This is a genomic window from Sulfurimonas sp. (assembly GCF_028694605.1).
Classification (GTDB): Bacteria; Campylobacterota; Campylobacteria; order Campylobacterales; family Sulfurimonadaceae; genus Sulfurimonas.
In genome coordinates, this window is the sequence record NZ_JAQVKP010000007.1 from 46495 (window position 1) to 60254 (window position 13760).

At 40.4% G+C, this 13760-nt stretch carries 16 protein-coding genes; 12 read left to right on the top strand and 4 right to left on the bottom strand.

Annotated elements, in window-relative coordinates; translation table 11 throughout:
• Nucleotides 1-34: 34 nt before the first annotated feature.
• A complete protein-coding gene (gene murJ, locus PHY84_RS05575) occupies nucleotides 35-1441 on the bottom strand; it encodes a murein biosynthesis integral membrane protein MurJ (protein WP_299858383.1) in 1407 nt (468 codons plus the stop codon).
• A 92-nt stretch (nucleotides 1442-1533) separates the two neighbouring features.
• Here murJ and PHY84_RS05580 point away from each other — a divergent pair, with 92 nt between their 5' ends.
• The 11 genes from PHY84_RS05580 to PHY84_RS05630 all read left to right on the top strand — a co-directional run bounded on the left by PHY84_RS05580 (nucleotide 1534) and on the right by PHY84_RS05630 (nucleotide 10304).
• Nucleotides 1534-3441 carry a flagellar assembly protein A gene (locus tag PHY84_RS05580; RefSeq protein WP_299858384.1) on the top strand — a complete coding sequence of 636 codons (1908 nt, stop codon included), beginning with the start codon at nucleotides 1534-1536 and terminating at the stop codon, nucleotides 3439-3441.
• Complete coding sequence (ruvA, locus tag PHY84_RS05585; RefSeq protein WP_299858385.1) at nucleotides 3438-4007, top strand: Holliday junction branch migration protein RuvA; 570 nt, start codon at nucleotides 3438-3440, stop codon at nucleotides 4005-4007. Before PHY84_RS05580 ends, ruvA begins: the two co-directional genes overlap by 4 nt.
• A gap of 17 nt (nucleotides 4008-4024) precedes the next feature.
• Complete coding sequence (locus tag PHY84_RS05590; protein WP_299858386.1) at nucleotides 4025-5062, top strand: D-alanine--D-alanine ligase; 1038 nt, start codon at nucleotides 4025-4027, stop codon at nucleotides 5060-5062.
• The gene (locus PHY84_RS05595; RefSeq protein ID WP_299858388.1) at nucleotides 5062-5799 is read left to right on the top strand and encodes an alpha/beta hydrolase; all 738 of its coding nucleotides are present in this window, start codon (nucleotides 5062-5064) and stop codon (nucleotides 5797-5799) included. The genes PHY84_RS05590 and PHY84_RS05595 overlap by 1 nt, the downstream gene beginning before the upstream one ends.
• Nucleotides 5799-7244: a UDP-N-acetylmuramoyl-tripeptide--D-alanyl-D-alanine ligase gene (gene murF / locus PHY84_RS05600; RefSeq protein ID WP_299858389.1), complete on the top strand. Its 1446-nt coding sequence runs from the start codon at nucleotides 5799-5801 to the stop codon at nucleotides 7242-7244. The genes PHY84_RS05595 and murF overlap by 1 nt, the downstream gene beginning before the upstream one ends.
• Nucleotides 7244-7729, top strand: coding sequence for a TRAP transporter small permease subunit (locus tag PHY84_RS05605; RefSeq protein ID WP_299858390.1), 486 nt, complete (start codon nucleotides 7244-7246; stop codon nucleotides 7727-7729). The genes murF and PHY84_RS05605 overlap by 1 nt, the downstream gene beginning before the upstream one ends.
• On the top strand, nucleotides 7726-9009 hold the full coding sequence (locus tag PHY84_RS05610) for a TRAP transporter large permease subunit (RefSeq protein WP_299858391.1): 1284 nt from the start codon (nucleotides 7726-7728) through the stop codon (nucleotides 9007-9009). The genes PHY84_RS05605 and PHY84_RS05610 overlap by 4 nt, the downstream gene beginning before the upstream one ends.
• 100 nt (nucleotides 9010-9109) lie before the next feature.
• A complete protein-coding gene (locus tag PHY84_RS05615) occupies nucleotides 9110-9601 on the top strand; it encodes an HIT domain-containing protein (protein WP_299858392.1) in 492 nt (163 codons plus the stop codon).
• A gap of 38 nt (nucleotides 9602-9639) precedes the next feature.
• Complete coding sequence (locus tag PHY84_RS05620; RefSeq protein WP_299858393.1) at nucleotides 9640-9900, top strand: DUF4258 domain-containing protein; 261 nt, start codon at nucleotides 9640-9642, stop codon at nucleotides 9898-9900.
• A complete protein-coding gene (locus PHY84_RS05625; RefSeq protein WP_299858394.1) occupies nucleotides 9884-10081 on the top strand; it encodes a DUF2283 domain-containing protein in 198 nt (65 codons plus the stop codon). Before PHY84_RS05620 ends, PHY84_RS05625 begins: the two co-directional genes overlap by 17 nt.
• A gap of 79 nt (nucleotides 10082-10160) precedes the next feature.
• Nucleotides 10161-10304 carry an HNH endonuclease signature motif containing protein gene (locus PHY84_RS05630; RefSeq protein WP_299858445.1) on the top strand — a complete coding sequence of 48 codons (144 nt, stop codon included), beginning with the start codon at nucleotides 10161-10163 and terminating at the stop codon, nucleotides 10302-10304.
• A gap of 18 nt (nucleotides 10305-10322) precedes the next feature.
• Here PHY84_RS05630 and PHY84_RS05635 read toward each other — a convergent pair whose 3' ends face one another.
• From PHY84_RS05635 to corA, 3 genes are all read right to left on the bottom strand, one after another.
• Nucleotides 10323-10670, bottom strand: a complete 348-nt coding sequence (locus PHY84_RS05635) for a type II toxin-antitoxin system PemK/MazF family toxin (protein ID WP_299858395.1) — start codon at nucleotides 10668-10670, stop codon at nucleotides 10323-10325.
• Nucleotide 10671: 1 nt separating this feature from the next.
• A complete protein-coding gene (locus tag PHY84_RS05640; RefSeq protein WP_299858396.1) occupies nucleotides 10672-10917 on the bottom strand; it encodes a hypothetical protein in 246 nt (81 codons plus the stop codon).
• A 90-nt stretch (nucleotides 10918-11007) separates the two neighbouring features.
• Entirely contained in the window at nucleotides 11008-11976 is a 969-nt protein-coding gene (gene corA, locus PHY84_RS05645; RefSeq protein WP_299858397.1) for a magnesium/cobalt transporter CorA, read from the bottom strand.
• A 134-nt stretch (nucleotides 11977-12110) separates the two neighbouring features.
• Between corA and glgP the strand changes: the two genes are divergently transcribed.
• A complete protein-coding gene (glgP, locus tag PHY84_RS05650) occupies nucleotides 12111-13754 on the top strand; it encodes an alpha-glucan family phosphorylase (RefSeq protein WP_299858398.1) in 1644 nt (547 codons plus the stop codon).
• Nucleotides 13755-13760: the final 6 nt, after the last annotated feature.

The window sequence follows — 13760 nt, forward strand, 5'->3', positions numbered from 1 at the left end:
TATGTGTATGATTGTAACGTATTTGAAAAAAATTTCAGATGATTGTTGCTATAAAATCCTTAAAAAGAAGAAGTAAAACCGTTAAAACGACTAAGCCGCCCAGAAGATAGAGTGCTTTTTTGGATGCAACTATAGCGTAAAAGTTTTTTACGCCAAAGGCTTTGACAGTCATGCCAAAACCTGCAAAGCCGCTGATGGTTCCTGCAAGTGCTAAACCGCTTGCTCCCATCGGGGTGATGAGTGCGAGAGCGCTAAAAGTGTAAAAGAGAAGCGAGTATGTCGCTATCTTTGCGGCACTGAGCTGTTGCTCATTTGCATAGAGCCAGAGCAAAAATAGTTTTTGAAGACCCAAAGGAAGCAGTCCTATCATATACATTTGAAGCACGGATGCGGTTACAAGTGTGTCGTTTGCACCAAATGAGCCTCTCTCAAAAAGCAGCCATATTATTTCATATGAGAGAATATATCCGCCGATAGTACTGGCACTGAGCAGATATGCCAAAAACCAAAAAGCACGCTGCATATAAGCTCTTGCTTTTTGCTCGTCGTTATTCTTTATGTAGCGTGCGATGCTTGGAAAGAGCGCGATGGAAGTAGCTATGGCAAAAATGGCAAGAGGAAGCTGAAAAATGCGGTTGCCGTAGTAGAGGTAGCTGATAGAGCCTGAAGCCAAAAAAGAGGCTAAAAAAGTGTCCAAAAAAGCACTGACCTGAGGTGTAGAGTTTCCCCACATGGCCGGGAAAAACTGTTTTTTAAACTTTTGTGTCTCATTTTTGATATACACTGCTTTGCCTCTTAGATACTTCAATCCCCCGACCAAAGGTTTGAAAAGTCCTAAATGATGGAGTGCCGCAAGGTGGGCGACAAGCTGTAAAATCCCGCCTATGACCACCCCAAAACTAAGATAATAGACGATTTCGCTCTGGCTCTTATCTTGTGAAAGGTAGAGTGCTGCGATGAGTGAGATGTTAAGAAGTGCGGTTGAAAAAGCCGTAGTGGCAAAATGGCGTTTGTACTGCAACATGGCACTTAGAAATGTCACCGCAAAGATAAGCGGGAGATACCAAAAGTTGATGGCAACATAGGGAGCGGCGAGTTCTATGGCGGCAGCGTCAAAACCGACCGCTATGACTTCCGTCGCCAGAGAGGGCAGTATGTTGACAAGGAGTGTGAGCGTAAGGATGATGGACAAAAAGAGCAAAAAGATATTTGCGCCAAAAACACCTTTGTGTTTTGAGTGGGCATAGGCAGGGATAAAAACCTGCGTAAAAGCCCCCTCTGCAAAGATACGTCGAAAGAGATTTGGAAGTTTAAAAGCGACAAAAAAAATGTCACTGTAGATATTTGCTCCGAGTGCAGAGGCGGTGAGCATATCTCTTAAAAATCCTAAAACTCTTGAAAATAAAATACCAAAACTGTTGGTAAAAATGGCTTTAAACATGGGCTTCTTTTGGAGAAAAATAATATTTTTACGAAATTTTAACAAATCTTTGATTAAAATGTAGAGTTTAAAAATTAAGCTCAGGCAAAAAAATGGGATTATTTAGTTCAAGTGCCACTACAGAACAAGCAACAAAGAAGATTCGCCCGACAGTGGTGAAAACTCAAAACGTTGCAAAAGAGTTGATGGAGATAGCCAAAAAAAATGAGGTAAATCCCAACTCGTTAGATTTTGATATCTTGGAAGTTAAAACATATACGAGAGTAAACAAAGAGAAAATGGAATCTGACTGGGAAGAGATAGGTGCCGGCGAGCTGCATGAGCTTGATGATGCTACTGCTATTTTAAATAAAAATTTTCAAATCAAACAAGCTTACGAAATAGAAGTTTATACTAAAAATGAGAATGATATTTTTAAAAATTTCCACGCAGCCGTAGGTGCAAATGCTACAAAATGCAAAATCTATCTCAGTATAAAAGAAGGCTCCGAAATTGCGACTGTTCCTAAGTTTGAGGACGAGTTTTTAAGATATATCAACAAAAGCAAAATCCGTGCCGGGATTTTTGTCGGGATGTTTGACGAAATGGTCTTTGACGTGGTTTCAAGGGCTTCGGCAATGGCAAAAGTGGATGGTATCATTAAATATGACAAAAATCAAACTATTCTTATCGCCGAAGCGTACGAACCGACACCTACTATCAATGATGCATTAATCAAACATTATGAGAAAGGGAATGCTCCTGTCCAAGAGCATGAAAAAGTGGACTACTCTAAACGCGGATTTATTCACAGTGTGCTAGAGGGAGAAACTCTCTTGGAGTATATCAAACCACGCAAGGGCAAGGCAGGGAGAAATTGTCGTGGTGAGTTTATGGAACCGACAGAGCCTCTTGTGAAGTATGCACCGGACTTTAGCGTTGATGAGACTATAGAAATAGTGGATAACAAAGAAAATATTATCTACCGTGCCAAAAGAAGCGGATACATCAGTTTTGAAGCGGGAAAATATCAGATAAAGTCAGATATGGATGTCGGTGAAATCTCTTTTAAGACAACAGGCTCCGTGCTGACGGGTTTAGGTTCTGATGTATCACTCAGCGTCAAAGAGAATGACTACCAAAAAGATGCCATCGGTGCAGGCATGGAAGTACAAGTTAGCGAGATAGACATTAAAGGAAACATTGGTCCAAACTCAAAAGTCTATGCCAACAGAGCTACCGTAGAAGGGCAAACTCACAAAACATCTTATATTGCAGCCAATGATCTGACCATTAACATCCATAAAGGGTTTGCAACGGGGGATAGTATAAAAATCAACAGACTGGAACACGGTGTGGCTGAGGGAAAAAAAGTTGAAGTTTCACAGGCTATGGGCGGGACTATCAGAGCAAAAGATATTGAGATAGAACATTGCACCTCTTATGTCAAAGCAACAGCCTCAAGACTTATAGAGATTAAAAAACTTCAGGGGAGCGAAAATATTTTTACTATTGACCCTCTTTTGCAAAAAGAGAAAAACGAAGATTTTGATGAGAAAAAACATGAGATTCATCAGTTGGAAAAAAGTATAGATGAGATAAAAAAAGAGATAGACAGGTACAAAAAAATGATTAAAGACAATAGTAACTCTTTTAATGAAATCAAAAAAAGATTAATCTATTTTAAACAAAATAACATAAAAATGCCTGCCTCTTTTGTGGATAAATATAAACAGCACATCAAGGCACAGGAACACTTGGATGGAATTACTAAAGAGTATCAAACTAAAAGTGACAAGCTTACTCTTTTAAATGCAAAAGCCACCTCTTTGCAAGATAATATTTTTGACGCAAGAATCATAAACAGAGATAGATGGGTGGGACACAACGAGCTTATCTTCAAACTAATAGAGCCGCCTATAGAGGTGAGCTACAAACCTTATGAGGGTTCTGTGGATAAAATATTTGCTATCGTCAAAATGGATGACGGTATGTTTGAGATAAGGGCGGTGAAAGAGTGATAGCAGGTTTAAATGGTAGGGTAGTTTACAAAGAGCCGTCGTTTGTGCATGTGGATGTAAGCGGTGTGATTTATGAGGTCTTTATATCACTGCAGAGTTTTTCGGCTCTTGGCAGCGATGAGGTAAAACTTTTTACATCTCATATCATTCGTGAGGATGCGCAACTTCTTTACGGTTTTTTGGAGATGGGCGAGAAGAGGCTTTTTGAGAGGCTTATAAAGATAAACGGGGTTGGTCCTAAAGTTGCTATGGCGATTTGTTCTACTTTTACGCCAGCCCAGTTTGCGATGGTTATCAACAGCAAAGACATAAGCGGAGTGCAAAGAGTCCCCGGAATCGGACCAAAGAGTGCAGGGCGGATTTTGGTGGAACTTAGCGGTTTTGATGCTGAACTGATGGCAGCTCCGAGTGCAGAGCCAAAAAGTTTGGCAGCAGCGCAGGCATGTGAAGCTTTGGAATCTTTAGGTTTTAAAAAAGAGAAGATTCTCAAAGCTCTCAGTTCGTGCAATGGCAGCGACACTGCTTCGCTTGTAAAAGAAGCACTCAAATTTTTACAAACAATTTAAAAAAACAAGGATTTATATTGAAATTAACTATTTTATTTGGCGGTGCCAGTTTTGAGCATGAGATTAGTATAGTAAGCGCAATAACGCTCAAACAAAAAATTACAAAATTTGAGCTAAGTTTTGTTTTTTGCGATCAAGACCACAGTTTTTATCTTATACCATCAGAAAAGATGAAAGCCGTCACGTTCTCAAAGGGCGAGTACAAAAAGATGCCAAAACTCTCACTCTCTCATGGCGCGTTTGTGCAAAAAGGACTTTTTGGCTCCACAGAGGTAAGCGGGACAGTTTTAAACCTTATCCACGGTGCAGATGGTGAAGATGGAAGTATCGCAGCGCTTCTTGACTTTTTTGCTATCAAATATATCGGTCCGCGTATGGATGCAAGTGTCTTTTCTTATGACAAAAGATATACAAAATGGCTCTGCAATGCACGCGACATAAAAGCAGTAGAGTCTCAAGAACTAAGCAAAAGCGAACATAGCAATCTTAAAATCGCCTATCCGCTAATCGTCAAGCCTTCACGTCTGGGCAGCTCTATCGGGGTTAGCATTGTAAGGGAAGAGAGCGAGCTTGACTATGCGCTTGACACTGCTTTTGAGTATGATGACTCTGTAATAGTAGAACCTTTTTTAGAAGGTGTTAAAGAGTACAATCTCGCAGGTTTTAGAGCGAATGGGAAGTTCTACTTTTCTATCGTTGAAGAGCCTCAAAAAGAGGAATTTTTGGATTTTGAGAAGAAGTACATGGACTTTTCACGCAGCGGAGATGTCGCAAGTGCGGAGATTTCAAAAGAGCTTGAAATGAAACTTAGAGCAAATTTTGAAAAGGTGTATGAAAATCTTTTTGAAGGCGCACTCATCAGATGTGATTTTTTTGTAGTGGGCGGCGAAGTCTATCTTAACGAGATCAACCCTATCCCCGGCTCTATGGCAAACTACCTTTTTGAGGATTTTAACGCCTCTTTGGAGATGCTAATCAACTCTCTTTCTCATGCCAAAAGAGCAAAAGTTGGGTATGAGTATATCCACTCCATCTCTAAAGCAAAAGGGAAGTAATGCCCCTTAAATCTATTCAGTACCACCAACACACACTTGATATAAGCTATGAAATCCTCAATCCCGATGCAAAAGTGGATATGATTATTTTACATGGCTGGGGAAGCAACAAAGCGTTGATGAAAAGCACATTTGCGCCGTATATGGACACTTTTCGTCATATCTACATTGACCTGCCTGGCTTTGGCGGTTCAACTTGCAACCTCGCACTCACTACAAAAGACTATGCAAGAATCGTAGAGCTTTTGATGATTCATCTAAACGCTTCAAAAGATATCATTGTTGGACACTCTTTTGGCGGCAAAGTGGCACTTTTGCTAGAACCGCAAGTGCTTGTTTTGCTCTCAAGTGCGGGGATTTACGTCTCAAAATCACCCAAAGTAAGAGCAAAAATCGCACTTTTTAAGTTTTTAAAACTATTTGGGCTGGCGAAATTTCGAGAGTTTTTTGTCGCAAATGATGCAAAAAAACTAAGTGAACCGATGTACCAAACCTTTAAAAATGTCGTCAATGAGGATTTTTCTGACGAGTTTTTTGCCTATAAAGGTAAGGCTCTTTTATGCTGGGGAAGAGACGACACGGCAACACCTCTTAGCAGTGCTATCAAGATAGAAAAACTCATAGAAGATGCTACACTTGTAGTCTATGACGGCGACCACTACTTCTTTATGCACCACGCCAAAGATATAGCCGCAAATATAGAAAAAACATTTTTAAAAACATTGGAGCATAACTAATGCAAGAGTATGAGATTTTTTTAGCGTTTGTAACAAATGTTTTGTTTGTAACCGCGCTTGGATGGTACCTTATCACCAATCTTCAGTGGTATGACTACAAAATTTCACGTGTGTTTTTAAAGCACCACAAACCCCATTGGCACGCTCTTTACTTTATCATTCCATTTATCGCTTACTATACAACGGGCAAGTTTTTTGCTATCTTTTTTTACTTTGCCATTGCGCCCTCACTATTTCTATGGCATAAAAAACTCGATAAAAAGCTGGTTTTAACATGGAGAGTGAAACGCTTTTTGATACTGCTTCTATCTTTGACTCTTTTTCAAAATGTGCTCTGTACGCTCAAAGAAGCATGTGAAGTTTATGGTGTTTTCATGCCGCTTTTTATGGCGTATGTAGGAAGCTTGGCGATAGAGAGATTTCTTTTTGAAGCGTTTAAAAAAGAGGCAAAAAAAAAGCTCTTAAGCATACCAAACTTACAAATCATCGCTATCACGGGAAGCTACGGCAAAACAAGCATCAAAAATTTTGTAGCACAGATTTTAAGCAAAAAGTACAAAGTCTATGCGACACCCAGAAGCGTGAATACTCTTGGCGGCATTATGCGTGATGTCAACGAATCTTTGCCGCAAGACACCCAGATATATGTCTGCGAAGCAGGGGCCAGAGAGAGCGGCGACATCTATGACATCACCACATTTTTAGAGCCTCAGAGTGTTGTTGTAGGCAAAGTAGGTTTGGCGCATCTTGAGTATTTTAAAAGCTTGCAAAACATCATCGCTACAAAGCTGGAGATTATGAAGTCTCCGAGATTGGCACGTGCATTTATCCACACAAGTGTGACAAACGAACCGCATGAAAAGGTTACATTCTTCGGCGATAATATACAAAATATCGATGCAACACTTGAGGGAACTGACTTTGAACTTGAGATTGACGGGGAAAAAATATCGCTTCACACAGATGTCTTAGGTGCATTCCAAGCGATGAATATCGCCGTGGCAGTCAGTATTGCACGCACTTTTGGCATGAGCAATGAAGAGATAAAAGAAGCAGTAGCACAGCTCTCCCCCGTACAACACAGACTTCAAATGATAAAAGCTGGCGGAAAGCTTATCCTAGATGATGGCTACAACGGAAACATAGACGGAATGCTAGAAGCCATACGCCTCTGCTCACTCCATAACGGCAGAAAAGTTATCATCACGCCGGGACTGGTTGAAAGCAGTGACGAGTTAAATCTTAAACTCATCGATGCCATAAACAACACCTTTGACATAGTCATAGTGACAGGTGCGCTCAATGCGGAACTTTTTGACAAAAACCTGAAAGTAAAAAACAAAATCATGCTAAGCGACAAATCAAAAATCCAAGAAGTTTTGATATCACAGACAAAAGTAGGCGATATCATACTTTTTGCCAATGATGCTCCGAATTTTATATAATGCAGTTTATTGACAGAGCAATCAAATACCTCGGGTACTTTACCGCTTTTGTTCTCTCTCTTCTTGTTTTGCTTATCGTTTATGATGCGACGGCGAGGTATCTTTTTGCTACGGGTTCGGTGGCGTTGCAGGAGCTTGAATGGCATCTTTTTGATGTCGTTATCCTCTTTGGGATAGCGTATGCGCTTAGGGAAGATTCTCATGTGCATGTCGATATCTTTTATGCTTCTTTTTCACAAAAAACAAAAGCGTTGCTTGGTATCATCTCCTCTTTGTTTTTTGTTCTTCCTTTCTCTTTGCTTCTTGTCTATATCGGGGTTGATTTTGTCTCTATGAGCTTTGCGCAAAATGAGGCATCTTCTGACCCCGGCGGACTGGAGTATCGCTTTTTGGTCAAGTCGCTTCTGCCGCTCTCTTTTGCATTTTTGGTGCTTCAAAGCATAAAAGAGGCGCAGGTAAACTTTGTCAAATGGAAGTCACTATGATAGCGATTTTGATGTTTGTAGTGATTTTGGCGCTTTTAATGGTGGGGATTCCTGTTGCTTTTGTTTTTGGGGCTGTCTCTGTCGTTTTTGCTTTTTTTATCCCTGAAATCGGCTTTGATATCTTTGCGACACTTCCGTTTCGCATCTACGGCATTATGTCCAACACCACGCTTATCGCCGTTCCGCTTTTTATCGCTATGGGGCTTGTGCTTGAAAAATCTCTTATGGCGGAGAAGCTCCTTGTTGCTATGAGTTCGGCATTTCGCACGATTCGAGGCGGTTTGGCGGTAAGTGTTGTTTTGGTTGGGGCGATGCTTGCGGCATCCACCGGAGTAGTCTCCGCCAGTGTTGTAATGATGAGCGTTATTGCACTTCCTCTCATGCTTCGTGCAGGATATGACAAAAGCCTATCAAGCGGCACGATAGCCGCCAGCGGCACACTCGGGCAAATCATTCCGCCATCCATCATACTTATCATTTTAGGCGATGTGATGAGCGTGAGTGTCGGCGAGCTTTTTATGGGTGCTGTTTTGCCGGGACTTCTTTTGGTTTTGCTCTACGTCATATATATTTTTGTTTTTTCCTACCTCAAACCAGAAGTCGCACCGGTTGCAAAAGATGTCAAAGAAGTTGGGATTGTGGAGATTTTAAAGGCAGTCACGCCGCCTCTGCTTTTGATGCTTACCGTTCTTGGAACCATTTTTGCAGGGGTAGCTTCTCCAACCGAATCAGCTGCATTTGGCGTTGTCGGCGCACTTTTGCTTGCGGTAATGAACAAAACTCTTAGCTTTGAGATGCTTCGCTATGCAACCTTAGAGAGCGTTAAACTCAGCGGTATGATATTTATGATACTAATCGGAGCGACCGCTTTTTCGCTTGTTTTTAACGAACTTGGCGGAAGTGACTTGATACTGGAGTTTTTCTCTCAGGAGATTGGCGATGTTTGGTTTTTTATCGCATTTTCTATGTTGGTTATCTTTGTTCTTGGATTTTTTATAGATTTTATAGAGATCAGTTTTATCGTTGTTCCCATTTTAGTCCCTGTTATGCACGCTTTTGGCATCGACCCTGTTTGGTTTGGCGTGCTTATCGCACTCAACCTGCAAGCCTCGTTTTTAACACCGCCTTTTGGGCTTTCGCTCTTTTTCTTAAAAGGGGCTGCGGGAGACAGCGTTACAACCATGCAAATCTATAAAGGCATCGTTCCTTTTATAGCTTTGCAGTTTTTGGCGCTTCTCTTGGTGATGTTGTTTCCAAATCTAGTTTTTGCATTTCTATAGATTTGAACGCAAGAGGAAGTGAATTCCTCTTGCTACGCTAGCCGCTATGGCACTAAATTGCCTCATTCGAGGCAGAAATTTTTAATAAAAGGATGATATGATGAAAGATATACTATACGCCCCATGGAGAAGTGAGTACGTGGCAGGCAAAGAGGTGGACGGGTGTGTCTTTTGCCATATCAGCCAAAATGCCCAAGAGGATGAGACGCTTCATGTACTCTACCGTGATGAGCACTGTTTTATGGTTATGAACCGCTACCCCTACACTCCGGGGCATTTTATGATTATCCCCCATCTGCACACCGACAAACTAGAAGAGCTGCCGCAAGAGACATGGCTGCATATGAGCGATTTGGCGCAAAAAGGGGTACGGCTTTTAAAAGAGGGATTTGGTGCGCATGGCGTTAACATAGGCATGAACCTCGGGAGAGCAGGCGGTGCGGGCATAGCCGAACATATCCACATGCATCTGGTTCCACGGTGGGAGAGAGATACCAACTTCATCACCGCTATAGGACAAAACAGAGTTTACTCAACAGACTTTAAGAAGATATACCAAAAAATCAAGAGTTTGGTTCCAACGTATTTATGAGCTAATACAACCTGTTTATATTTTGCTATAATAGTTGAATGAAATATGAATTAACACAACATGCTATGGACGTAATGTTATCAAGAGGCATTCAGAAAGAGTGGATTGAATCAGCTTTAGAGTTCCCATCTTATCATAAAATAATCTCTGATACTGAGGAGCATTTTTTTAAAACAATAAATGAATTTTCAAATAGATGTTTGAAAGTTGTCGTTAATCCAACAAATTTAAAAGTAGTGACTGCATATTTTGATAGAAATATGAGAAAGAAAGGATGTAAAAATGAAAATCAAGTATGATAAAGAAACCGATGCTATTTATGTAATATTGTCATCAGATAAAATAGTTGAAAGTGAAGAAAAATTAAGAGATGTGATAGTTGATTATAACGACAGAGATGAAGTTGTTGCAATCGAGATTTTAAATGTAAAAGAAAACCAGCACGAAATTGAGCTGCCTTTGATTTTAAAAAGCGCGTAATAAACCTAGCTTTGTTTTTGCTATTTTATATGTATGTGTTCCCAAGCTGGAGCTTGGGAACGAGGGAAAACAAAAAGGTATTTGTGTCAAATGCAAAGAGCATTTTGAACTAAGCCAAATGGAAGCTGACCATATCACACCTTGGCATGACGGCGGAAAAACCAATTCTGAAAATTGTCAAATGCTATGCAGAGAATGTAACAGAAGAAAATCTGGAAAATAATCAAAATTTTAACTTATTTTACAAACCTAAATGTTTAGATAATTTTATATCGGTCTCTTTTAGCTCTTCTTGCCTCAAAGATGTTAAAAGTTTGTCTAGTTGTATTCTGCTGATGTCCAAAGTACAAAGTTCATTTATACATATCTCACTTGTTTTTTCAAGATTGTCTCTTGCTTCTATGCGAACTCTCAAATCTCCACCACCCAAGTTGGTAGAGATTGGTATGAGCGTCACACCTTTAAATGCAACTTTATCTATATTTCTATTGGCTACATCATTTTGGATGATAAGAGCAGGTCTGATTTTGCCAAACTCGCTATTGTATTTTTTTCCAAAGTTCACTAAATATATTTCGCCTCTTTTCATCTCAAATATCTTCCACTACAGATTCTATATCTAAAAATTCTTTATATGCACTATCTGATAAAGATTTTTTGTTATTCATGATATAAACTTCATCTTCTATTTTTTCTTTAAGTCTTTCATAAAGCGCATAAGGCAAAACAACACTTTTGGTGATATGCTTTTTTGCATCTTCTATAAATGTTATGTCAATAGGATTTGTCACATGGGATGGTTTCTTTATGACGTCGCTTGAACTAATAGTAATCATTTTTTCAACCTAATTTAGAGGTGCCCTTTAATATATGTTTATATTGTACTATTTTGTAATACTATTGTCAACGAGTATATATAATTCTGGCTAAAGCCACCCACGGTTTTTAAAGTAAAGCAGGGGGATAACTCCTGAGAGCATCATGATACCCAGTGAGAGCGGATATCCTACCGTCCAGCCTAATTCCGGCATAAAATGAAAGTTCATACCATATATGCTTGCTATAAGGGTAGGGGGCATGAGTACTACGTTTGCGACTGTAAAGAGTTTGATGATTTTGTTCTGCTCAATCCCTGTTTGTGCCAAAAAGAGGTTTTGAAGATTTTCAAGCGTGCTGTCGTTCATGGCTATAAACTCAACTAAAGAGTTGATGTCCCTCATCATGATAAAGAGATCTTCTTTGATGGCTTGAGGCGGTTTTGAGGATTTTGCCATGGACGTTAGGATGCGTCTTTTGTCAAAAACTCCCTGTCTGATTTTGAGTGTAAACTCTTGCAGTGTTGCTATTTTTTTAAGTGTTTCGGTAGATTTTACATCTGATTCTAGGAGCAGTTTTTTTCTTATCTCATCACTCTCTCTTGAAGCGTACTCAAGCAAATCGGCATCTTGGTCGATACGTATATCAAAAATCTGCATAAAAATCTCATAACCGCTTGCAAACTCTTTTTGGCTCTGGCTTACCATCTTATGCACCGTATCAAAGGTTCTAAGTTCACTATCACGGATGGTAAAAAGAGTATTTTCTTTGATAACAAATCCAACGCTCTCATTGTAGTGTCCCTTTGCATCCTTGACAAAAAAGAATGAAATAAAAAAATAGGAGTTGATGGTGATGGTGTCGTTGTTTTCCCAGTAACGTGAACTAAGTTCTATCTCTTCTCGCTCGAATTTGTCAGGGACATCCACACCAAACATTGCCTCTACTCTTTCAATCTCCTCTTTTGTCGGCTGGAGAAGATCTACCCACAAAACATCTTTGAGAGTCTCTTTGCCCTCTATCTTATCGAGCGTATGAACTTGAAACCTGTTTTCTTGAAGCGTGTAAAATCGTACCATCCGCTACCTCCTCTCTCTTATTATGTAATTGTAATCTCAATATCTTAAAATTGCAAAAAATAGTATGGAAAAATTTCTTTCAAGCCGCTCTTAGGATAGTGGATGTAGAATTGTTGTAAAAAGAGGAAAAATAGATGAATCTCTTTTCGTATGATATAAGTGAAAAATTTAAAAAAAGTGTTGCCTACTTCTCAATGGAATTTGCCATTGACCAATCACTTAAAATCTACTCGGGTGGGCTTGGCTTTTTAGCCGGCTCGCATATGCGCAGTGCGTATGACCTTAGACAAAATGTGGTGGGAGTGGGGATTTTATGGAGTTTTGGGTACTATGACCAGTCACGCAATGAAGACAGAACGCTCAAGCCGCACTACACAAGAAAGTTCTACTATTTTTTAGAGGAGCTTGAACACAAAGTAGTAGTAAAGATAAATAGCGTAGATGTTACCGTCAAGGGTTTTTTGCTTCGTTCTGAAGTTTTCGGAACGGCTCCCGTTGTCTTGCTCTCAACAGATACCGATGAGAACGACTACCTCTCAAGAACCATTACCCACAAACTTTATGACGGCAATCAGCGTACCCGTGTGGCTCAGGAGATAGTTCTTGGCATCGGCGGAGCAAAAATGCTTGAAGCCATCAACCACAAGCCTGATATCTACCATATGAACGAGGGGCATGCGCTTCCGCTTGTTTATGAGCTTTATGGCAAATATGGCGATATGAATGAGGTACGTAAACATGTCGTCTTTACTACACACACGCCCGAAGCGGCGGGAAATGAGACACATGATATCGGCTTCTTGCATGAGATGGGGTTTTTCAACGGTCTGGATTTGCATCATGTCAGAATGCTTAGCGGCTACAAGCAAGACAACCATTTTAGCCTTACAGTGGGTGCGCTTAGAAGCGCAAAGATAGCAAATGCCGTCTCAAAGATACATGGTATGATAGCAAATGAGATGTGGTCGGGTGTGAATGGGCGATGTGAAATTATCTCTATCACCAATGCGCAAAACAAAAAGTACTGGACGGACAAAACGCTTATCCGTGCGCTTGACGAGCATGAGGATTATGAAGTTTTGGCACGTAAAAAACACCTTAAAAAAGTGCTTTTTGATGTGGTGGCAGACCAGACGGGCAAGATGTTTGACCCTGAAGTTCTTACTATCGTATGGGCAAGAAGATTTGCGGAGTACAAAAGACCCGGGCTTTTAAAGTACGACTATGAACGCTTTGTAAGACTTATAACCGATGCGCAAAAACCTATCCAAGTTATCTGGGCAGGGAAACCTTATCCGACTGATTACGGAGCCATAGAGATGTTTAATGAACTTATCCAAATGAGCCACCACTTTAAAAATATGGCGGTACTCATCGGGTATGAACTCTCCTTGTCAAAACTGCTCAAACAGGGAAGCGATGTGTGGCTAAATACGCCAAGAATTACCCGTGAAGCAAGCGGAACAAGCGGAATGACGGCAAGCATGAACGGCTCCATCCATTTCTCCATAGATGACGGCTGGAATCCGGAGTTTGCAAAACACGGTAAAAATGCCTTTACTATTCCGCCGCTTGACTACAAACTCCCAAACAACGAACAAGACAGAATCGACAATAAAAATATGATGGATATTTTGGAAAATACCATCATCCCGACCTACTACGACAAACCAAAAGAGTGGGTGGTCATCATGAGAAATGCGATGACGGATGTGGAGATAGAGTTTGACTCAGGGCGCATGGCGGCTGAGTATTATGAGAGAATGTTCAACATTTAAGGAGAA

Coding starts and splice junctions, on each gene's coding strand:
- PHY84_RS05635 (WP_299858395.1), bottom strand. CDS start 10,670: ATGAAAAGAGGCGAAATATATTTAGTGAACTTTGGAAAAAAATACAAT.
- corA (WP_299858397.1), bottom strand. CDS start 11,976: ATGGTACGATTTTACACGCTTCAAGAAAACAGGTTTCAAGTTCATACG.
- PHY84_RS05620 (WP_299858393.1), top strand. CDS start 9,640: ATGAAATATGAATTAACACAACATGCTATGGACGTAATGTTATCAAGA.
- PHY84_RS05615 (WP_299858392.1), top strand. CDS start 9,110: ATGAAAGATATACTATACGCCCCATGGAGAAGTGAGTACGTGGCAGGC.
- murJ (WP_299858383.1), bottom strand. CDS start 1,441: ATGTTTAAAGCCATTTTTACCAACAGTTTTGGTATTTTATTTTCAAGA.
- glgP (WP_299858398.1), top strand. CDS start 12,111: ATGAATCTCTTTTCGTATGATATAAGTGAAAAATTTAAAAAAAGTGTT.
- PHY84_RS05610 (WP_299858391.1), top strand. CDS start 7,726: ATGATAGCGATTTTGATGTTTGTAGTGATTTTGGCGCTTTTAATGGTG.
- PHY84_RS05580 (WP_299858384.1), top strand. CDS start 1,534: ATGGGATTATTTAGTTCAAGTGCCACTACAGAACAAGCAACAAAGAAG.
- PHY84_RS05625 (WP_299858394.1), top strand. CDS start 9,884: ATGAAAATCAAGTATGATAAAGAAACCGATGCTATTTATGTAATATTG.
- murF (WP_299858389.1), top strand. CDS start 5,799: ATGCAAGAGTATGAGATTTTTTTAGCGTTTGTAACAAATGTTTTGTTT.
- PHY84_RS05640 (WP_299858396.1), bottom strand. CDS start 10,917: ATGATTACTATTAGTTCAAGCGACGTCATAAAGAAACCATCCCATGTG.
- PHY84_RS05595 (WP_299858388.1), top strand. CDS start 5,062: ATGCCCCTTAAATCTATTCAGTACCACCAACACACACTTGATATAAGC.
- PHY84_RS05605 (WP_299858390.1), top strand. CDS start 7,244: ATGCAGTTTATTGACAGAGCAATCAAATACCTCGGGTACTTTACCGCT.